Annotated in this window: 8 protein-coding genes; 2 read left to right on the top strand and 6 right to left on the bottom strand. The window is 60.8% G+C overall.

Annotation, left to right across the window (positions count from 1 at the left end; all coding sequences use genetic code 11):
- Positions 1 to 19: 19 nt before the first annotated feature.
- A complete protein-coding gene (locus LPU83_RS44010; protein ID WP_024317903.1) occupies positions 20 to 1,267 on the bottom strand; it encodes an ABC transporter substrate-binding protein in 1,248 nt (415 codons plus the stop codon).
- A gap of 227 nt (positions 1,268 to 1,494) precedes the next feature.
- On the opposite strand from LPU83_RS44010, the gene LPU83_RS44005 reads away from it, so the two are divergent.
- Positions 1,495 to 2,451: a transglutaminase-like cysteine peptidase gene (locus LPU83_RS44005; protein ID WP_024317902.1), complete on the top strand. Its 957-nt coding sequence runs from the start codon at positions 1,495 to 1,497 to the stop codon at positions 2,449 to 2,451.
- A 68-nt stretch (positions 2,452 to 2,519) separates the two neighbouring features.
- On the opposite strand, the gene LPU83_RS44000 is transcribed toward LPU83_RS44005, so the two are convergent.
- The 4 genes from LPU83_RS44000 to LPU83_RS43985 are packed head-to-tail and all read right to left on the bottom strand — an operon-like array spanning position 2,520 to position 8,016.
- On the bottom strand, positions 2,520 to 3,179 hold the full coding sequence (locus tag LPU83_RS44000) for a ribbon-helix-helix domain-containing protein (protein WP_024317901.1): 660 nt from the start codon (positions 3,177 to 3,179) through the stop codon (positions 2,520 to 2,522).
- Between the two features lies 1 nt (position 3,180).
- Complete coding sequence (locus LPU83_RS43995; RefSeq protein WP_024317900.1) at positions 3,181 to 4,476, bottom strand: HlyD family type I secretion periplasmic adaptor subunit; 1,296 nt, start codon at positions 4,474 to 4,476, stop codon at positions 3,181 to 3,183.
- Positions 4,473 to 6,635, bottom strand: a complete 2,163-nt coding sequence (locus LPU83_RS43990; RefSeq protein WP_024317899.1) for a type I secretion system permease/ATPase — start codon at positions 6,633 to 6,635, stop codon at positions 4,473 to 4,475. The genes LPU83_RS43995 and LPU83_RS43990 overlap by 4 nt, the downstream gene beginning before the upstream one ends.
- Positions 6,636 to 6,654: 19 nt before the next feature.
- Positions 6,655 to 8,016 carry a TolC family outer membrane protein gene (locus LPU83_RS43985; RefSeq protein ID WP_037070206.1) on the bottom strand — a complete coding sequence of 454 codons (1,362 nt, stop codon included), beginning with the start codon at positions 8,014 to 8,016 and terminating at the stop codon, positions 6,655 to 6,657.
- 454 nt (positions 8,017 to 8,470) lie between these two features.
- Here LPU83_RS43985 and LPU83_RS43980 point away from each other — a divergent pair, with 454 nt between their 5' ends.
- Positions 8,471 to 9,094, top strand: a complete 624-nt coding sequence (locus tag LPU83_RS43980) for a GGDEF domain-containing protein (RefSeq protein WP_225039581.1) — start codon at positions 8,471 to 8,473, stop codon at positions 9,092 to 9,094.
- Positions 9,095 to 9,435: 341 nt separating this feature from the next.
- On the opposite strand, the gene LPU83_RS43975 is transcribed toward LPU83_RS43980, so the two are convergent.
- Positions 9,436 to 20,394, bottom strand: a complete 10,959-nt coding sequence (locus tag LPU83_RS43975) for a T1SS-143 repeat domain-containing protein (RefSeq protein ID WP_037069142.1) — start codon at positions 20,392 to 20,394, stop codon at positions 9,436 to 9,438.
- Positions 20,395 to 20,725 lie beyond the last annotated feature (331 nt).

The raw sequence follows: 20,725 nt of genomic DNA, 5'->3' as shown, positions 1-20,725 counted from the left end.
CCCGAGGATGGTGTCAACATCAGAACGACGCCGGCGTCGCTCCGAGCAGAGTGAGCTTGCCGCCGCTGAGGGAATAGAGGCTCATCTTGCGCTCCACGGTACCGGCGGGCGTCAACCTGAAGAGACCGGTCACACCGCGGAAGCCGACGTTACTGGTCAGGTTCTGCGCGTTCATCCCCTCCGGCCCCTTTGTTCGGACAATGCCGGAGGCAACGGCCACTGCATCATAACCGTAAGCCGCATCGGTAGAGAGCGTGCGCTTGTAGTGGCGCTGGTAGCGCTCGCCAATCATCGTCGCGCCCTCGGGCTCGACCATGGCAATCACCGTGCCCGTCACCGAGGGATTCGAATAAGCCTGCGACGGCCAGGCGCTGGTGCCGACGAAGGTTACGTTCGTCTTGCCGCTTGCTTTCACAGCGCCCACAATGGTCGTCGTGATCACCGTTTTCCCGAGGACGAGCACGGTGTCGGCATTCTGCAGATGGGCGCCAGCCCTCTTGACCGCGTCCGATGCGGCGGCATCGGTCAGATCATAGCGGGTGAGGCCGAGGTATGTACCACCGCCGGCGCGGATGGCGCTTGCCAGCCGCTCCTCGCCCGCGGCCGGAAAATCGCTCTGCGCAAAAACCAGTACCTTCTTGTGCCCGCTGGCAAAGGCTGCCCGTGCGCCGTCGATGGCGCTGTCGATCTCATCGGAAACGAAGTTGTAGACATTGCCAGATGTCGGCGGCACCGGCACGCCGAGATTGAGCAAAGGCGGTCGCTGGTCGGCAGGGACCGCGGCAATAGCCGAAGTGACGGCAGGTGATGCATAGCTGACGAGGAGAACGGAACCGCGCGCCTTGGCAGCGCTCACCGCAGTCGTGGCAGCCGCAGCGCCGAAGGCCACGTCGACAACCTTGACGAAGACCTGATTACCCCCGAGTTCGCCGACGCCGAGGCCGGCGCCGTCGCGCACGTCACGTGCAGCGCCGTCGTAAATGCCGGTCGCGCCCTTGGGCAACAGTAGCGTGATCTCCGCTCCCGTTTCTCCGAAGCTCTCCTCGACCTCGCTCGAGGGCGCCTTGATATCATTGGTCTTCACATTCTTGGCGATGCCATCGACGCCGGATTGGCAGCCCGCGAGCAGCCCGCAGGCGACGACGATCGACATTGCGAGAACGGATTTGATGAGTTTCAGAGAACCGACGCCTTCCGAAGGCGACACTTGCCGTGTCGAGCGTAAACCATGCGAGCCTAGCACCTGCCCGATTGACTGCACTGTCACCTGTTCCCCCACTCTCGTAATCGCGGCCTCTTCCGGCCTTTTGGCAGATTTCATATCTGCACAGGCAACACGGGAAAGCAAACCCTTCGCCCAAACTTGGTTGATGGACACGCTAAACTTTTATGTTCTTTTGAATGGATAATTTATACTGGCCTTATCCACGCTTAAATACCTGATTTTTATAGCTGTTTTGTACGTTTCTCTCAGCCAACGAGAGACGACGATCCATGAAGCGCAGTATAAAGAAAAGCAATATCGCCGCTTTTACTTTCTCCGCATTTTCCCTTGCGTTGTCGCCGAATATCTCGTCGGCCTCCGCGCTTCCGTCTCCACGGATTTCCGGCGCGATGTACTCCGTTGACTTCGCTGCTGACACAGCCCGCGTGCTGACCCTTGGCGGCGTCGCCAACCTCCTCAGCCTGGCGGCGAACGCCATCGGTACCATGGACGTTACTGCGCTGACCCGATCGCTGCAGCCCGAGCCTGCCGGCTGGGTGAAGGAGGGCGTCGCACCGGTGCAGCCAGCCGAGCGCCCGGCGATTGCGGCGCCGATGGGCAGCGGCGCATTCGGAACCGTCGCCATTCCTTTCAAGCGTCTTGCCGCTCTGAAGAAGTTAGCACCGTCGCTGTCGGAAATGGCGGATGGAACCGCGATCAACTGCAGCGCAGGCAGATGCTCCGACGCCGCGACCGCGATCAAGGTTGCCTTCACCAAGACTTCGCAGTCCTCGATCCGCGACAAGCTGAACGCGGTCAACGTCACGATCAACCACACGATCCGCTACAGCCGCGACATCGACACCTACAAGGTGGCTGACTACTGGGCAACGCCCGCCGAAACGCTTTTGCGCCAGCAGGGCGATTGCGAGGACTTCGCGATCCTGAAGATGGCGGCCCTGCACGCCGAAGGCGTCGATCTCAAGGACATGTCAGTTGTCGTCCTGTTCGACCAGAAGCGGCACTTCTACCACGCGGTGCTTTCCGTCGCGGTCAACGGCAATCGCTTCATCGTCGACAACATGCGTGACGAGGTTCTGCCCGATACAAAGCTGCCCGACTACGTGCCGCTCTATTCGATTGCGGACGGCAAAGGCTATCTGCACGGAACGCGCACCGGCGCCAAGCAGGTGGCTTCGGCAATGCCGCTGGAAAAGGTGGCTCCCGGCGAAGGCGTGGCGTTTTGAGGATCACAAGCAAGACACAGAAAAAGGCGGTTGAGTTCAGCTGCCTTTTTTCATGTCCGATTAGTCGATCAATAACGTGAGATGTAGCCGATCAGCATCGACTTCTCATGCGTCGGCGCCAGAGCCAGATTGATCTGCCCCTTCATCGACTGTGAGCCGACGGCAATGGTGAAGCCGGTGTTCAGCGTCTTGCCGCGGTTGCGATAGAGCGTTGCGATCGCTTCGTCGATCTGCGTGTCGATCGAAAACCTCAAGCTTTTCGTCAACTGCGCCGTATCTCCAAGCGGGAGACGCTGGCGCAGCATGGTCAGGAAGGGATCGTTGAAGAGTTGGATCTTCTTCTCCTGCGTAAGCAGGATCGTCGGCGACGGCGACGCCTGGATGATGGCATTGACGTTTGCCAGCGATGACGCGTCCTCGACCGTGTCCAGCCGGCGCAGCGCCCACTTGAAGCTGAGGACGCGCAGCAGCGAGGCGAGATTGCCAGACTCGGGCATCTGCGAGGCTGTGTGGTGCACGAGGTCGGCAGTGCTCATCTTGCCGGCCGACGACATGCGACCGAGGCCATCCCAGTAGATCCGTTCGAGCCGGATGCCACGTCGTTCGCCGCCGCGGCCGACGACAGCGCGGAAGCGCGGCTCGATTTCATCGGCGCCGATGGCCGGCAAAGGCTCATCGATCGGTTCAAGCTCGGTGAGTGCATTGCTGCCTGGCTTGACGATCAGCATCCTATCGCTCCGTCAGCGCTTCGCTGCGCGCCTTGTTGATCGGCTTCATCAGATAGCTGAGCACCGTCTTGTTGCCGGTCATGATTTCGACCGAGGCAACCATGCCGGGGATGATCGGATAGGACTTGCCGTTGCGCTCGAGCGCCGACGTGTCGGTCTTGACCTGAACCAAGTAGTAGGTCTCGCCCTTTTCCTTTTCGACGAGGCTGTCGGCCGAGATGTTCTCGACGACGCCTTCGAGGCCGCCGAAGATCGAGAAGTCGTAGGCCGTGACCTTGACGACGGCCGGCTGGCCGCGGCGCACGAAGGCGACATCGCGCGGCGAGATCTTCGCTTCGATCAGCAGCGTATCGGCGGTCGGCACGATGCCGGCGATGACGCGGCCGGGATCGACATAGGCTCCAATGGTGTTGACCTCGAGTGTGTTGACGATGCCGTCAACCGGCGAGCGGATGTCGGTGCGCTTCACGCGGTCAGAGGCGCCGCGAATGGTCTCGTCGACGACCGAGAGCTCGGCCAGGGCCTGCGCCTTATCGGTCAGCGCCTGCTGGCGCAATTCCAGGGCAAGATCGCCGAGCTGCAGCTTGGCTTCCTGCACGGCTGCTTCCAGACGGTCGATGCTTTCCTGATAGACCTTGAGCTGGCCCTGCTGGTCGGTGAGATCACGCTCGGTTTTCAGGACTTCGGTCTGGGCCACAAGCTTTTTCTGGGCCAATGGGTGGATGAGGTCATATTGGCGTTGTGCGCCTTCGATGTTCTGCTGCAGGCGATCGATATTGGCGTGGGCTTCGCTGAGCTCGTTCTCGCGCTGGCGAACACGTTCCTTCAGAACCCCGAGCTTGTTCTGGTAGCTGGCACGATCGGCGGCAAAAAGCTGCTCCTCGTTTGCGCACACTTCCTTGGCAACGGCCAAAATCTCTTGCGGGCAGATAAAGGGCGTATCGTACTGGCCGGCTTCCTCGAGCTTCAATCGGGCCACCTTGGCACCAAGCGCCCGGGCCTTGGCGACGGATTCACCAAGCGACGACGACGTCGTCGTGTTGTCGAGCTGGACCAGCAGCTGGCCCTTGCGAACGACCTGACCGAGGACGACGGCAATTTGCTGGACAACGCCGGGCTCCGAAGACTGGATGATCTGCGTCTTCGACACCGGAATGACTTTGCCCTCGCCGCGGGCGATCTCGTTGACATCGGCTATCGCTGCCCAGGCGAGGAAGCTCGCAATGACCAGAGCCACCAACGCCAGAATGCCGCGGGCGAGAAGCGGAGGATTGTCGTGGCGATTGTTGAGGCTCATGGCTGCGCACCCGCCGGTTTGCGCTGCATCGCTTCGATGACCGCATTCTTCGGTCCGTCGGCGATGATCCGACCCTTGTCGATAACGATCAGACGGTCGACGAGCTCGAGCATGCTGTAGCGGTGGGTGGCGATCAGCAGCGTGGTGTCGCGCCTGATGGCCGTCGACAGGCGCGCAATCAGGTTGCGCTCGGTCGCCAGGTCCATGGCGCCCGATGGCTCGTCGAGAAATACGATCTTCGGCTTGGTGAGCAGCAGACGGGCGATCGTCAGCGCCTGCTTCTGGCCGCTCGACAGGTTGGTGCCGCGTTCGCCAACCGGCATGTCGAAACCGCGAGGATGATTGCCCACGAACTCGTCGACACCGGTCATGCGGGCGACCTCGAGGAGCTCCTCGTCGGTCGCATCGGCGCGCCCGATCAGCAGGTTTTCCTTGACCGTGCCCGAGAAGAGATCGGACGACTGGCCGGCCACGGCGACCGCCGAGCGAACTTCGGCCATGTGATATTGCCGGATATCGACGCCATCGATCAGCACGCGGCCGCCCGAGGGACAAAAGAGCCCGTCAAGCAAGCGGCCGAGAGTGGTCTTGCCGGAGCCGATGCGGCCAATGATGCCGATGCGTTCACCCGGCTGCACCGTAAAGGACAGCTTGTTGATGACGGGATAGTCCGATCCCGGATACTGGAAGGACACATCCTGGAAGCTGAAGGCACCGCGGGTGATCTCGCGGTTGACGAAGCCGACGGTGGACGGACGATCGTCGGGCTGCTCCATGATCTTATCGAGAATGCGAAGGGACATGGTTGCCTGGCGGAAGCGCGCCAGCGTCATGGCGATCTGGCCGAGCGGTGCGCCCGCGCGGCTCGCCAGCATGACCGTCGCGACAATCGCGCCCATGGCAATGCGGCCTTCGGAGAACTCGTAGGTACCGGCAATCACGATCAGGACGCTCACCATCTGCTGGATGAACATCGTCATGTTGATGGCGTTCGTCGAGATATGCTTGATGTCCTCGCTGGTGCGGCTCGAATACTTGGTAAGCTCCCGCCAGCGACGCAGCATCGTCGCTTCGGCGCGCAGGCTCTTCAGCGTTTCGATCGTCGAAATCGTCTCCACCAGCAAGGATTGGCGCCGCGATGCCTCGTTGGCGGCGGTCGCCATGCGCTTGCCGATCGCGGCCTGCGCGTAGAGGCCAATGATGACAGACAACACGAATGCTACGGCCGGAATGACCACCAGCCAGCCGGAAATCAGATAAATGACCGCGAGGAAGATGAAAACGAACAGACTGTCGATCAGCACGCCGATGGTGTTCGAGGTGAAGAACTCGCGAACGAATTCGTACTGCGTGACGCGGTTGGCATATTCACCCGTCGACATCGGCCGCGAGGCGAGCGTCGAGTTGAGCACTTTGTCGAAGAGAAGCTGCGACAGACGCAGGTCGGCCTTTCGCCCGGCATAATCGATGAGCGACGAGCGCGCCGTCTTCAAGAGGAAGTCGAAGATATAGGCAAGCGAGATACCCGCGGCCAACACCCAAAGCGTCGAGATTGCCTTGTTCGGCAGCACCCGGTCATAGACGTTCATCGTAAAGAGCGGCGAGCCGAGCGCAATCAGATTGATAAAGAGCGCCGCGACCATGACGCGCACATAGGTGCGCCAGTAAGGTGCGAGGGTCGTTGCCAGCCAATGCCGCTTCTCGATCTCCACGGCATTACCAACCAGTGCCTCTTCCGAGGCGTTCTGATAGTAAAGCGTGAAGGCAAATGCCAGCTGCGGCTTCAGCGCCAGGAATTCTTCGCGCGTCAGCCGGATCTGACTGCCGGCGATGGGAACGATATCCGTGACATAGGAGCCGTCCTCGGCGACCTCGAGCAGAGGCAGCACGCTGCCATCGGCGAACGCAGCGATCGCCGGACAATCGAAATTGCCCTGACGGCATTCGCGCTCCTGATGCTTGATCACCTGCAGGCCGATGCGCTCGGCCATGCGTTCGACATCGTCAACCTCAAGCGACTCGGTCACCTCATCCGGAAGACCGGAGAAGAGGACCGTGTCGGAGCTTGGTCGGCCATAGAACGCAGCCACGGATTTGAATGCGGCTTTGAATGTCTGCAGCGATGTGCTGCTGGAAGTCTCGAGCGCTACGTTCAGCATTGTTCCATGGCCATCTCGACTACTGCTGTCGAATTGGCGCTAGGAGATCCAGGGGCAAGCCGGCTTTCTGATGGGAATCAAGCTCGACATATCCGGGATTCGCGACACTGGCGGGGACAGCAAACTCTTCCCGCGCATAAGGCTTGGACTGATCGACCGGCCTCAGCTTCATCGTCTGAAGCAGATTGCCCGAGGCCGCCAGGATCTTGTACTCGGCAAACTGCGATGCGACGCGCGCGGTATCGGCGAGAACCTGCGTGTTGAATCTGGTGTTCTGCGCATCGAGGACGTCGAGCAGCGAGCGCTGGCCAACCTTGAACTGCTCGCGGTAGGAACCGACGAGCTGGTTGTTGATCGAGGCCTGCTTGTTGAGGATACCGGAAAGCTCGCCGCGGCTGACGCGCTCGTTCCAGGCCGAGCGAACCGACTGCTCGACCTCGCGCTGAACCTGGGCGAGATTGTAGCGCTGCTCATCGGCGCGGCGGATCTGCTCCTGCTCGCGGGCGACATCGATGCCGCCGCGATAGAGGTTCCAGCGGGCAACGACGCGAACCTGATAGTCGTTGGTGTTGCCTTCGTCGCCATCGATGTCGTTGCCGACGCGGGCCGTGCCTTCGAGATTGACCTTCGGCATATAGTTGGCGCGCGCGCCGCGAACGCCGGCATCGGCTGCGTTGATATCCGCATTGGCCGAATAGATGCGCGGGCTGTTCTTGCCAGCAACGAAGACCGCATCGTTCAACGTCTTCGGCACGAACTTGCCGACCGACGGCGGCGTCTGCGCATTGGTGATCGGCTCGCCGACGACCTGCAGGAAGCGGATCTTCGTCTGCTCAAGTTCTTCGAGTGCTTCGCGCAGCCGCGCCTTGGCGGCCTGCAAGCGCTCACTGCCCTGCAGCCGGTCGGCATCCGTCAGGGCGCCGCCCTTGATGCTCTCGTCGATGTCGTCGACCATCTGCGAGTGGAAGGCGACGTTCTGCTTGGCAGCAGCAACGATCTGGTTCTGGAGCACGTACTCCAGATAATCCTGCGTCACTTCGAGGGCGAGCGACTCGGAGCGTTCGAGCACCCGAAAGGAGGCGCCATCGACGCGCGAGGCCTGCTGCTCGACTTGGGAGCGGCGGCTGCCGCCATCATAAAGCGTCTGCGAGATCGTCAGACCAACATCGCCTGGCGACAGATAGTCATGATCATCTCTCAGCGAACCCGAGCTGGCATTCGAGAGCCGACGACGCCCGATCCCGCTCTCCAGATCCACAGATGGCAAGTATAAACCGCGCGCCTGGCGAAGTTCAAACTCGACAGCTTCACGATCCTTCGCAGCCTGCAAGATCTGCGGGTTCGTTTTCATCGTCTTTTCGATGGCCTGCTGCAGAGATATTGCATTGGCATCAGCATAAAACGAAAAACTGAAAGCAACGGTCGCAGCCAATGCTGCAAAAATTCTTTTGCCTTTAAACAAGATCGATGCCACTCAACATCAAAGATTCACCCGGCGTACCCGTATACCAAAGATTTTCTTTAGCAAGTAAGTAACACCAATCTTTCCACATTCCAATCGCGACGGCGAGCATTCCTGCCAAGACAGTTAATCGCGGTGGACAACTGCCTAAAGCGAGAATTTTACAGGATTTTTTAACGGGGGCTTTGCCCGAACCTGTTTATCTGGCATTACTTTCAAACGGACATGAACCGCGATGAATTTCAGCCAGCGTTACTCTTCCGCCACAATCGTTTCAGCTCTTCGGATCGCCACCCTCGGCGCTATCTGCTACGCGGCTGGATCCGTCGGCGTTTTACTTATCTTAAACCTTCTCATGCCGGATCGACCATTTTTGGTAGGATTCGCCGGCGCCGGCGTAATTTCTCTTTTTGTTGCATTTCCGCTGCTTCTGATCTTGCAGTTCAAGGTCAGCGAGCTCCGAAAACTGCAGGAAACGGTTAACTATACTGCGCGCCACGACAGCGTGACCAAGACGCTGAACGGCACGGCCTTTGCCGCGGCTGTCGAACACTACATCGACCGGCGCAAGCGAATCGCCACCGATGCAGGCGGCGTGATGATCGCGGTCGTCATCGATACGCTCGACGAGATCAGCCGGCGCTACGGTCCGCAATGGGCCGACACGGTCATGCAGTCGCTTGCCGCGATCATCCAGTCGTCGGTCAGAAAGGGCGATCTGGTTGCCCGCCTCGCCACCAACGAACTCGGGGTCTTCCTCCCCGGCGCGACAGTTGAGAATGCCCAGGATGTCGGCACCCGTATTCGCCGGCGCGTGGCTGAGGCCTCCTTCTCGGCCGAAGGCACGCCGATGACGATCGGCGTTCGTCTCGGCGGCGCGGTCTTCGAGGGACCAACCGACTTCAACCACATCCGCCAACTGGCCGACGAAATGGCGATGCAACGCGGCGGCGAGAGCGAAGACGCCATCCCGATGTCGCGGCTGCCGGCAGCCTGAGCTGACAGGAGCCACAAGAACCAAGGAAGGGGGCCGAGAGGCGCCCTTTTCGTTGTTGTTCGCGTCTTCAACGAGCTCGGCGTCGTTCGATCGTCGAGAACGCTCAGGATGTCGGCACCCGCATGCGCCAGCCGCTGGCCGCTGGCCTCATTCTTGGTGAGGGTACGCGAATATCATTGACGCCGTCGGGCACGGCCTTCGAGGGCCACCGGACTTCAATCACATCCGTCCGCAGCCGACGAAATGGCGTGCAGCGGCGGCAAGAGACGAAGCGTCCTGAGCTGATAGCAAACGAAAAAGGCGCCGAACGGCGCCTTTTCCTCTACTGGTTTCTGCGAGCATCAGCCGACGTGCGGTGCCGTTGTCGTGTCGTGCTTGTCGTCGAACAGGATCTTGACCGCTTCCGTGGTGTTTTGAAGAACCGCCACATCGTGCCAGCCGCCATTGGCGTTGACGCTGACGACGGTATCCGTGCCGCTGACGGTCGTCTTGACGCTGGCGAGTGCCTCCGCCTCGCTCGCCTCGTGGCCGAGGAGGCTGTCGAGGAGCTTCGAGACGTCGAGCGTATCGCCTTCGCTTGCCTTGAAGTCGGTGATGACATCGGCGAGCTTGACGTCGTTCAGGGCATCGGCGTCGAGGACGAAAGTGTCCGCCCCTGCCCCGCCCGATAGCGTGAACATGCCGCCGCTGCCCGACAGGATGTCGTCGCCGTCGCTGCCGATCAGTGAGTAGGCATTGCTGCCATTTTCGCTGCCGCCGAGCGTCGTGTCGAAGGCAACCTCGACAAAGTGGCCGGTCGAGCCGCCCGTCAGGGTGTAGTCGCCATCGGCTAGGATCGACTGGCCGCTGATCTCCGAGTTGGAAGCGTTGGCATCGAGCGAGATGCTGGTGATCGAATGATCCGCCAGGCTCGAAAGCTCGCCGCTGTCGGTGATGCCGTTATGGTTCAGGTCCTGCCAGACGGTGAGCTTCGAGAAGGCCTCGTCGGCCGCATCGATCTTGCCGTCGTGGTTGCTGTCAAGCGTCGCCAGCGCCGCCAGGCCATCCACATAGCTGCCACCGGCAAAGTGCGGCGAGAAGATCTCGCTGCCGTTGTCGATCTTGCCGTTGCCGTCCACATCGAGCGCCAAGATGCCGTCGCTGCCGGCCGTCCAGGCGATCTGATCCTTGTGACCGTCGGCATTGATGTCGAACTGCACGCCGTTGTCGAGGGACGTGAGGGCGACGCCGTTGTGGTCGAGGTCGAGGATGATGGGGTCGATGGCGTTGGCAAAGTTTTCACTTGTCAGCTTCCCGAACCCGACGCCGTTGAGCGTCATGATATGCTTGACTGTCATTCCCCCGGAGTCCGGGTTCGTGCCGTCGGTAATGCTTACGGTATAGATGCCGGCATTTGCCGTGGAGGTGTTCGTCGATGAATAGATGATGAACGTATAGGTCCCAACCGCGATGTTGTTTGTCGCGGCTGCGATGATGTCTTCGATGGCGTCACCATTGCCGTCATCCGCCAGCGACAATGTGACACGATCGCCGCTGTTGATCGCGACTTCGATGATCCGGGCGGACGCGATGGCAGTGCCATCCGACGTCAGTGACTGGAAACCACCGTCCGTCAGGCTGCTGTTGTTCAAATTGACCGCAATCTTGTCGTTCAGCACGTCGAAGTGCGACACGATGGCCACGGTGTTGTGTGAGGAACTCAGACTGCTGTGGTTGAAGACAATCTTGTCTTTCGCCGAATCGGATCCCAAATCGACCGTCCACGTCCTGCTGGCGCTGGAAGCGTTGATGGTTACTGTATCGGCGCCGGCGCCCGCGTTGATCGTGTCCCCTGCCGTGCCGGAGGTGATCTTGTCGGCATTTGACGATCCGGTGAGAATGACAGCATCGTCGTCGCTGTTCGTCAATGCCCAGCCATTGCTTCCGGATGCATTCGCCACGCTGACATCGTGACCATTTGCATTGATGGATGCCGTGCCGACATTGCTGCTTGCACTCGTCGCTGTCCAATTCCCCGTGGCCGTTGTGCTGGCGGTTGCGCCCGCGCCGACGGTGAGGACATCATTACCCCCAAGATCGGTGATCGTGTCGGTGCCGGCGGCCACGTGGAAAGTGTCATTGCCGCCATTGCCTGTCAGTGTATCGTCTCCGGCGCCGCCGGTGATGATATCCGCACTCGACGAGCCGGTGATTTTGAAGTCCTCGGTCTGGTTCGATAGATCGAGCGTTGCCGCCGAAGTCAGGATGACATTCTCGATATTGGCGATTTGCGCGTCGCTGGTGCTAGTGAAGTTTGCACCAACGGCAACCGTGTCGGTATTTGCCCCCCCGTCGAGGAGAAGGTCGCTCTGATCGCCGACAAGAGTATCATTGCCCTGATCGCCGTAGAGGGTGTCGCGGCCGAGCCCGCCGACCAACAGATCGTCGCCGGAATCTCCGTGAAGCGTGTCATCGCCACCATTGCCGAACAGCAGGTCATTGCCGTTGCCACCGCTCATGCTCTCGCTTGCAGCCGACCCGGCAATGATATACCTGGAGTTGCCGTTGCCACCGACGAGTCCCGTGGCGAGGCTGTAAGCGCTATCGCCCAGTCCATAGCCGGCGAAACTGCCGCCGTCGAAGTCAACCTGTTCCCAAGTCGAAATTCCTCCGGAGAACTGATTGATAGCCGTGACGGTTCTGGTCGCGCCATTTGCCGCCAACGTTATTTCCAGATTGTTGTCCGAGCGAACAAATTCCAGATCGGCAAAGACGGTGCTGCTTGCGGTTTCAAATTTTATGCTCTGATTGCCAGAGTCTGTCTGTTGAATGGAGATGCTGCCGTAACCCGGACCTACTCCGAGGTCGGCATCATCATCGTCATAGGTGACATCAGCGTAGTTGGATCCGCTCATCGAGAGCGTTAGCGTGTTGGCAGTCAAATCATTGTTGCCCGCGCTGTCGCGCACCTGGAAGGTGAAGCTGGTGGTGCCATTCGCGCCGACAACGTTGTCAGCCGGAGCCCATGTCAGCATGCCGGATGCGATCTGCGCCGCCGTGACAAAAGTGGCGGATGTGACAGCCACATCGCCAAGCATCAACTTGCCGGGGCCTGCCGAAGCAGGGGCATTTACGGTGACGCCTCCAAAGGCATCGCCATCAGCATCGCTATAGCCGAAGTCTGCTGCCTTGAACGTATAGGTATTGTCTTCGATGAGCCCTATTGTTGCGTTTGCCCCTGATGGAGCGCTATTTGCCGTGACGACGGCCGCCGTAACAGCACTGGTCACCGTTTCATTGACGTTCTGCCCATCGATATAGGTAGTCTTCACCGAAATCGCATGTCCGGCATCGGCTGCGACCAGTGTGTAAGTCGCGCCGCTCGCGCCAGTGTCAACGCCATCGCGCAGCCAGTGATAGACGATATTGGACTGCGCACCATCCGGATCGGCACCAAGCGTCGCCTGGAGAACGTCGCCGACTTTCGGCGCGCTTGCCGTCTGCGTCGTATCGCTAATGGAGATTGTCGCAGCACCATCGTTAACCGGGGTCACGGTGAAATTGAAGGTGCCTGTCACCGGGGCCGAATTATCTTCGTTTCCGTCTTCGACCTTGACCTGGAACGACGCCGAAGGTCCTTCTGAGCCATCGTGGGTGAATTTGATCAGCCCAGCATTCAGCTCTGCGGCGGTAAACGACGCTGCAGACGCCCCTCCGTTGGTTATCACCCCATGAGACAGATTCGACACCTGGAATACGACGCCAGAGGCAATGTCATCCGGATCGGCATAACCGAGTTCGGCGGCGGTCAGCGTATGCGTCTGCCCCTCGACAACCGAAGCTGCCAGCGTACCGGCGAGAACCGGCGCGTCGTTGAGCGGCTGAATGTGAATGGTTGCGACCTGCGCGGCACTGTTATCATGGCCATCGTTGACGACAACGGTAACGGTTCGATCGATCGAGGCATCCGGGTTATCGCTGCTGTTGGTGTAGACCACGTTTTTCAGGATCGTTTGATAGGTGGCGATCGATGCCGTACCGCTGATCGACAGGACGCCGTTGACATAGCTGACCGTCAAACCGTTTGCCGCTGCCGTTGCGGCAGCATTGAGCGTCAGGCTTTCGGTTGCTCCATCCAGATTGTGAGCAAGCGTCAGGGTCATCGACTGCAATGTCGAGGAATCGACATCGCCGAGCGTTGCCTGCCAAGCAAATTGCTGACCCAACTGCTCGACCGCCGTGGTCGTGGCATCATTCCCGGCACCAGAGCCATTGAGATCGACGACTGCCGCATCATTGGTACCGGTCACCGTCCAGGAGACGGAGGTGGGCGTCGATGCCATACCGTCCGAGACACTGTAGTTCACCGTGACCGTTGTGGTCTGGCCTGATGCCAGCGATTGGTAGGCCGAGTGGCTCGGATCGAGCGTGAAGGAATGCGTCGCCGCATCGTAGATCACGCCGGCCGGCAGAGTGCCCGGCACACCGGTGACCGCAAGGGTCGTGCTGGCATCGACGTCGCTTGCATGGGCAAGCGCATCAAGCGTGACGCCTGCGCCATCCTCCGTCGCCGTGCCGGTGACGGCGCTGCTGACGACCGGCGCATCGTTGGTGCCCGTGATGGCGACCTGGTAGACAGCCAACTGGCTGTCACCATCGCCATCGGTGACCTTGAAGGGAACGGTGAGCGTCGCGACTTCGCCTTCACTGAGGCCGTTGAAGCCCCAGCCCGGGTTGATCGTGAAGATGCCGGTCGCGGCATCATAGTGGTACGATTCGGGCGGCAAGGTAATAGTAGTGCCGTTCGGCGTGGCAATCGTGACATGGGCGGTGTCAAAGCTGACGGTGCCCTTTTCATCGGCGCCGAACGAGAAGTCGGTGCCCTGGGCCAGGTGGAAGGAGATCACGCCACTGTCTTCGCCGGTCGTGGCGTGGAACACCGGAACGTCTGAACCGTGGGTCAGGCTGACATTGGCGAGGTAGGTGCCGGTGTTGTCGTTGGCGTTGCCGACTTCCTTGAAGGTCAGCGTGTTGATGCCGTTACCTGCCGTCAGGTTCAGCGTCTGCTGCGCCATCGAGCCGGTCGGCTGGATCGTGCCGACAAGCTGGCTGTTCCAATAGACTTCGAGTTTGGAGGACGCCGCATCCGGCGAACCGGCCTCGAAGGTCAGCTTGTAACTGTCGCCAGCGATCAGGCCGGTGATGTTCTGCGAGATTGCGATGTTGCCCGGCGAAGCGCCGAGATCGACCATCGGGGAGCCGCGCGTGGCTTGCATGCCGAGGTAGTCGTCAATTACGCGCTCAAGCTGGACACCCTGCTGGTTCGGAGCTGTTCCTTCGATCTTCCAGCCAGTCGATTCCGTCGCCCAGGCGCCCCATGATTCCGGATGAGCCCAAACGCCGTCCTCGAAGCTTCCGTTGGCGAGCAGGTTTGCAGGCTGCAGCGAACCGGTAATCGTCGGCACGCTATCGGCTACGTTCACCGAGAACGGCTGATCGACATAGTCGCCATCGCCGTCGAAGACACGGGCAACGAGGTTGAGGACCAACGGATCGTTGCCGGCCGCATGGTCGAGGTTCTGGAACAGCGTCGTGGCGAAGCTGCCTGGATGGAGAACGCTGACGATGAACACCGGATTGTCGGCGCTATCGCCATGCTTGAAGGCGACGATTTCCTGATCCACGCCGTTTGTCGTGCGGACGAGGTATTCCAGAGCGACGCCGTCGGACGTCAAGCCATTGTTGATAATCGGCTGTCCGTCAACACCGCGACCAATCTCAACGTGGGCACTTTTGTTGTCCGCGCCGACATTGACGTGCAGCGAGCCGAAGTCGCTGGATACGCTCGGCAGGCCGGTTTCGGAGAGATGGCCGAAATCTGCAGCGGCCGCAATAACCGGCTTGTCGTCGTTGATGTCGATCTGAACGCTGCCAGTCGCCGTGTCGCCGTCATTGTCGGTGACGGTGAAAACGATCTTCATCCGAGCGCCGTCGTTCGCGCCGCTCTCATTGACATCGGGATTGTCGATCGGGCGGTATTGGGTGAACGTGTAGGCGCCTGTCGCCGGATTGGTGACCTCGACCTTGAAGATGACCGTATCGCCGACCTTACCGAGCAGGGTCAAGCCGCCGTTAGCGGACTCGATGCGAATATCCTGGCCCGCCGACTGAAGGGCATGGGTCGTGAAGGTCGGTGCGTCAGCATCGGAAATGACCTCATGGCTACCCGACTGGCCGAAGCCATAGGCAATCGACGTGATCTTCGCGCCGTCCGCGCCGGCATGGAACGACATCGTGCCAGTGCCGGAGACCTCATGGAAGCTACCGTTGGCGTTTGCGGTTTCCTGGACCGTCACACGGCCGGCATAGCCTGCTGTCGGAGCGTCATCGCGGATATCAAGCTGAACCGCGTTGGTAGCCGTATCGCCATCTTTGTCCGTGACGGTGAAGTCGAAGACCATGCGCAGGGAGTCGTCCGCGCCGGCCTGCCCCTTGTCTGGATGATCGATCGGGCCGCTCTGCGTGAAAGTGTAGGCGCCGGTCTTCGCATCAGTAACGTGCAGGGTGAAGACTTCCACGTTGCCGACCTTACCGGTAACCGTGAGACCGTCAACAGAGGTCGTGACCGTGATCGGCTGACCGTTGGAGGTCAGCGCTGGGAAGCGGATGGATTCACTTTGGTTTTCCGGCATTTCCATGATGGAAGAGCCGAAGCGGTAGTTGACATTGGTGACCGCTGCCGTGTCGGCACCGCCATCAAAGAGCAGCGTGCCATTAACGGACTGCTGCGCGAAAATGCCGGCATCAGTTCCCGCTTCCGTAACCGTAACGGTGTTGGAGAAGGATGCCTTCGGGCCATCGTCATTGATGTCGATCTGCAGGCTGTTCGTCGCAGTGTCGCCATCGCCGTCGGTGACCGTGAAGACGATCTTCATGCGGCCGCCGTCGGCGGCACCCGTCTCGTTGGCGTCGGGCTGGTCGATCGGACCAAGCTGCGTGAACTTGTAGGCACCCGTCGCCGCGTCCGTCACCTCGATCTTGAAGATCACCGTGCCGTCCGCAAGCTTGCCCAGCAGCGTCAGTCCATCCGGCTGCTCGATGTGGATGTCCTTGCCGCCGGACTGCAGGGCATGAGCGGTATATTGGGCCGCATCGGCATCAGCAATCAACGGGTGAGCGGTGCTGCCGAGGCCGTAAGCGATCGAGGTGACCTTGGCGCCGTCAGCGCCGCCGTCGAACTTCATGGTGTCGGTTACAGAGGCTTCCTGGAAAGAACCGTCGGCATTGGCGGCTTCCTGAACTGTAATGCGCCCGGAATAGCTTGCCGTCGGTACGTCGTCGCGAATATCGACCTGCACCGTGCCGGTGTTCCAGGCGGTCTTGTCACCGTCGCCGTCGGTGGCGGCGAAGTCGAACACCAGACGCAGATCGTCGCTGTTGGCCGGATGATCGATCGAGCCAAACTGCTTGAACTCGTAGGCACCCGTCGACTGGTTGGCCGACAGCGTGAAGACGACCGTGCCGCCGGCCGAGGCCGTCAGCGTGATCACGCCGTTGGCAGCCGTCGTCGCATAGGTCAGCGCAACACCGTGCGAGCTGAGCGGCGGATAGCTGTTCGAATGATCCATGTCGATCGACGTGCGGAACGACAGGTCGGTGACCGTCGCGCCGTCGGCACCGCCGTTGAACACCAGCGTGCCGGTCGCAGACTGCGTCGCGAACACGCCGTTTGTGCCGTTCTCGGTAACAACGCTCGTACCGGAGAAGCCTGCGGTCGGCGTATCGTCATCGACATTGATGGTGATCGAGCCGTTGGCGGTGTCGCCGTCGCCGTCCGTCGCCTGATAGCCGATCGTGAAGCTCTGGTTGTTCTCGTTGTTGCGCGCAGCATGCTGGATCGCATGGTTCTGCGTCACCATGTACTGGCCCGACGCCGTATCCGACAGCGTCACCGTCAGAACCGCGGCCGACACGCCATGCTGGACCTGCGAGATCACCAGGGTCTTGCCGTCGGCGGAGACCGACTGCGAGAACGAACCCTCCGCACCCGGCGTCGTACCGAGGCCGGCACCCGTCAGCAGAACCGAACCTGCGCCGTCGGCGCCGTAGGAGTGGTTCAGCGTACCCGTCACGTTCTGCGCGTCGGCATCGTCGCCCTGGCCACCCGCATTGCCGCCAAGCAACGCGTCGTCGTCGAGCTTGACCGTCGCGTTGTTGCCAACGATCGGGCTGTCGTCGATGACGCCCACCGTGAAGCCGGCGGTCGTCTGGTCGCCGTCGCCGTCGCGCACCGTCGCCGTGAAGTTCAGCGAGATCACGTCTTCGTTCTGAGCGCCCGAGGCCTTGACCGGATGATCGAGGACACCCGACAGGTCGAAGCTGTAGCCGCCCGCACCCGTATCCGTCAGCGTTGCCGTGAACACCGTCTCGTCGCCGGCATGCGCCGTCAGCACCGTGCCGTTCGCAGACAGCGTATAGGTCAGGTGCTGGCCGCCCGAGGTCAGGTCGCTCGCCGCAATCGTCTGGTTGCCGCTCTTGATCGACAGGATCGCATCGACCTGCGCGGACGTCAGATCACCAGAGGCGCCGGCAAACGAGACCGAACGGTCGCCCAGAACCTGAACGCCGCCGAAGCCGCCGTTCACCGCACTGTTGGCATGGTCCGAACCCCAGGAGATCAAAAGCGAACCAGACGTGCTCTTCGTCGTCACGTCGACCGGGAAGCCGAAGATGCTGGTATCCAGGTCGCTGTTCGGAGAATGGTCCTCGTTGCCGCCGGAAAGCTCTTCTTCCTCGACATAATGCGGCAGAAGCTGGCCGATCGCGACCGGAACGTCGTCCGTCACCGAGACCGCGAAGTTGACGGTCTTCGCATCACCGTCCGAATCCGTCGCAACCGCCTGGAACGTCAGCTTCAGCGCATCTTCGCCGGATAGCTTCTGGTCGAGGTTGCCCTGCAGATCGAAACGGTAGCTGCCGCTGCCGTCATCGTTCACCGTCACCGTGAAGATCGTCTCGCCATGCGCCGTCGCAACCAGCTTCGTGCCGTTGTCAGATAGCGTGTAGCTCAGCGCTTCGCCGTTCGACGTCAGCGCAACCGCCTGGTTGAGGCCGTCGACCGCAGAGACCGTGCCCGTCGCGGCAAAGACCAGCGAACGGCCGGCGCCGTCGTTGCGGCCGGCAACGTCGTAATTGTCCGCACCCCAGGAGATGTTCAGGCTGCCGGTCGCCGTCGTCGATTCACGCGACAGGTCGTTGCCGAACCACAGGTCATCCTCGTTCACCGAGCCGCTGCCGGAGGCCGTCCAGGAAATCGTATCGTCATCGACATTGATGGTGATCGAGCCGTTGGCGGTGTCGCCGTCGCCGTCCGTCGCCTGATAGCCGATCGTGAAGCTCTGGTTGTTCTCGTTGTTGCCCGCAGCATGCTGGATCGCATGGTTCTGCGTCACCATGTACTGGCCCGACGCCGTATCCGACAGCGTCACCGTCAGAACCGCGGCCGACACGCCATGCTGGACCTGCGAGATCACCAGGGTCTTGCCGTCGGCGGAGACCGACTGCGAGAACGAACCCTCCGCACCCGGCGTCGTACCGAGGCCGGCACCCGTCAGCAGAACCGAACCTGCGCCGTCGGCGCCGTAGGAGTGGTTCAGCGTACCCGTCACGTTCTGCGCGTCGGCATCGTCGCCCTGGCCACCCGCATTGCCGCCAAGCAACGCGTCGTCGTCGAGCTTGACGTCCGAATTTTCTCCGGCGACCGGCACGTCGTCATTGACCGTAACCGTGAAGCCGGTCTGAACGGTGTCGCCGTCGGCGTCCTTGGCGGTCACTTTGAAGCTCAGGTCGATTTGCGTGTCCTGCATATCGACGGCGAGCGGCTTGATTTCGCCTTCGCCGCCCTCGGAGCCTTGTTCATGCAGATGATCGAGGGGCTGCAGCAGGGTGAAGCTATAGGCGCCGTTCGGCGCCGTCGGATCAAGGGTGACGACGAAGACTTCGGTACGGCCCTCGCCTTCGCCGGTGAAGCCGGTCAGCGTATGACCGTCGGCGGAGATTTCGAAGTGAACGGTCTGGCCGTCGGACTTCAGGCCGCTGAGCTGATCCTGAACGCTCGCGAATGTCAGATTCCGGTTTGTGCCGGCGTCTGCGCCCCAGTGAATGCCGAGCGAGACATCTTCTACCTTCGCATTGCCGCCTTCGCCCGAAAGCAGGTCGGACTCGTCAATCGAGCTTGAGTCGACGACACTGCTGGTGCTTGGACCATCGTCGTTGATGTCGATCGAGGCCACGCCGGTAGCCTGGTCGCCGTCCTTGTCGGTAACGGTGTAGCTGAACTGCAGGCGCAGGATATCATCGATACCTGCCTGTCCCTTGTCCGGATGGTCGAGCGGGCCGAATTGCGTAAAGGTGAAGGCGCCGGTTGCCGCGTTCGTAACGGTCAGCACGAAGACAGACTGGCCGTCGACGCTACCGGTGATGGTCAGGCCATCGACCGTGATGACGACAGGCTTGCCATCGGACGTCAGATCAAGGTGCGAACCGTTCTGGGTGCCTTCATCGATGTTCAGCGAATCGACGAACTGGACCGCGGTGATCTGGCCGACATCTGCGCCGCCGTTGAAACCGAACGCGCCGTTCACCGATTGCGTCTCGAAGCCGCCTTCCTGGCCTTCGATTTCCGTCAGGCTCAGCGTTGTGGTGTCGGAGATCGTCGGCAGATCGTCGAATAGCTCCTGACCGTCCCCGAGACCCGGGTCGGGCTGCTGCGTGTCAGCCAGAAGCTGGGCAAGCTGCGTCGGGTCGCCGGCGTCCTGCTGGATCGTATCCTGGAAATCGGCGCCGGAGCTCGGGGCGGATGCACTTGCCGAATAGGAGCCGTCGGGACCGGCCGCGACGTTGATGTTGTTCTGCTCGAGGGCGGCGATCACGGCCTGTTGCGGCAGCTCGACTTCGCCGAGCAGGAAGGTCGGCACGTGCAGGGCGCCGTTGACGATGACGATCTCCGTGCCGTCGGCCTGAACGAGCACGAGATTGTTGCCTTCGACGCGAATGTCGTCGATCGATACATCAGCCGGCAGGTGGGCGATGTTGTTCTGATCCGGGACGATTTCACCTGGATGGGCGTTGGCAGCTACCGCCTGCGGCGCCGCCGGCACGCGGTCGGTCTTCTCAGGCTGCTGGCTATTATCAGCTTGCGCGACCTCGACGCCTGGCTGGGCGGAAGCCTCAATACTTGCATCTTCATGAATGTCCTGGCGGAAGTCGTGCGAGACGTTTTCGCTTGATGTAGCGGAAATGCGCGGATCTTCGATAGACATAACAAAATAACCCCAATGAGAAACTGGGGCCAATCAATTACGCAGAGGAGCCAAAAGCAATACTTGCAGCCGTTTCGGACATAGCCGGTTATGCATCCACCCAAAAATGTTTTAGGAAGAGTTAACGGCGAGGCCCTGAATGTGGCTGGAAACGCTAAAATTCTAATAAAATTAATGAAATACGAACGCGGTCAGACATTGATGGCTGTGCGTTCCGGGCGTCGATTCGATACTCACGCCGCCTCCAGGGCATTCCGGCAGCGCGCTTCGAACCCTCAAATGCAGCTCAGCGCGAGACGGCGTCCGCCGTCTCGCGCTGACTTTCAAAAAG

Source organism: Rhizobium favelukesii, assembly GCF_000577275.2.
In the GTDB taxonomy this organism is placed as follows: Bacteria; Pseudomonadota; Alphaproteobacteria; order Rhizobiales; family Rhizobiaceae; genus Rhizobium; species Rhizobium favelukesii.
Note: the sequence above shows the minus strand (reverse complement) of the source record. Positions and strands in the feature narration are given on the sequence as shown.

Coding starts and splice junctions, on each gene's coding strand:
- LPU83_RS44005 (WP_024317902.1), top strand. CDS start 1,495: ATGAAGCGCAGTATAAAGAAAAGCAATATCGCCGCTTTTACTTTCTCC.
- LPU83_RS44000 (WP_024317901.1), bottom strand. CDS start 3,179: ATGCTGATCGTCAAGCCAGGCAGCAATGCACTCACCGAGCTTGAACCG.
- LPU83_RS43995 (WP_024317900.1), bottom strand. CDS start 4,476: ATGAGCCTCAACAATCGCCACGACAATCCTCCGCTTCTCGCCCGCGGC.
- LPU83_RS43990 (WP_024317899.1), bottom strand. CDS start 6,635: ATGCTGAACGTAGCGCTCGAGACTTCCAGCAGCACATCGCTGCAGACA.
- LPU83_RS43975 (WP_037069142.1), bottom strand. CDS start 20,394: ATGTCTATCGAAGATCCGCGCATTTCCGCTACATCAAGCGAAAACGTC.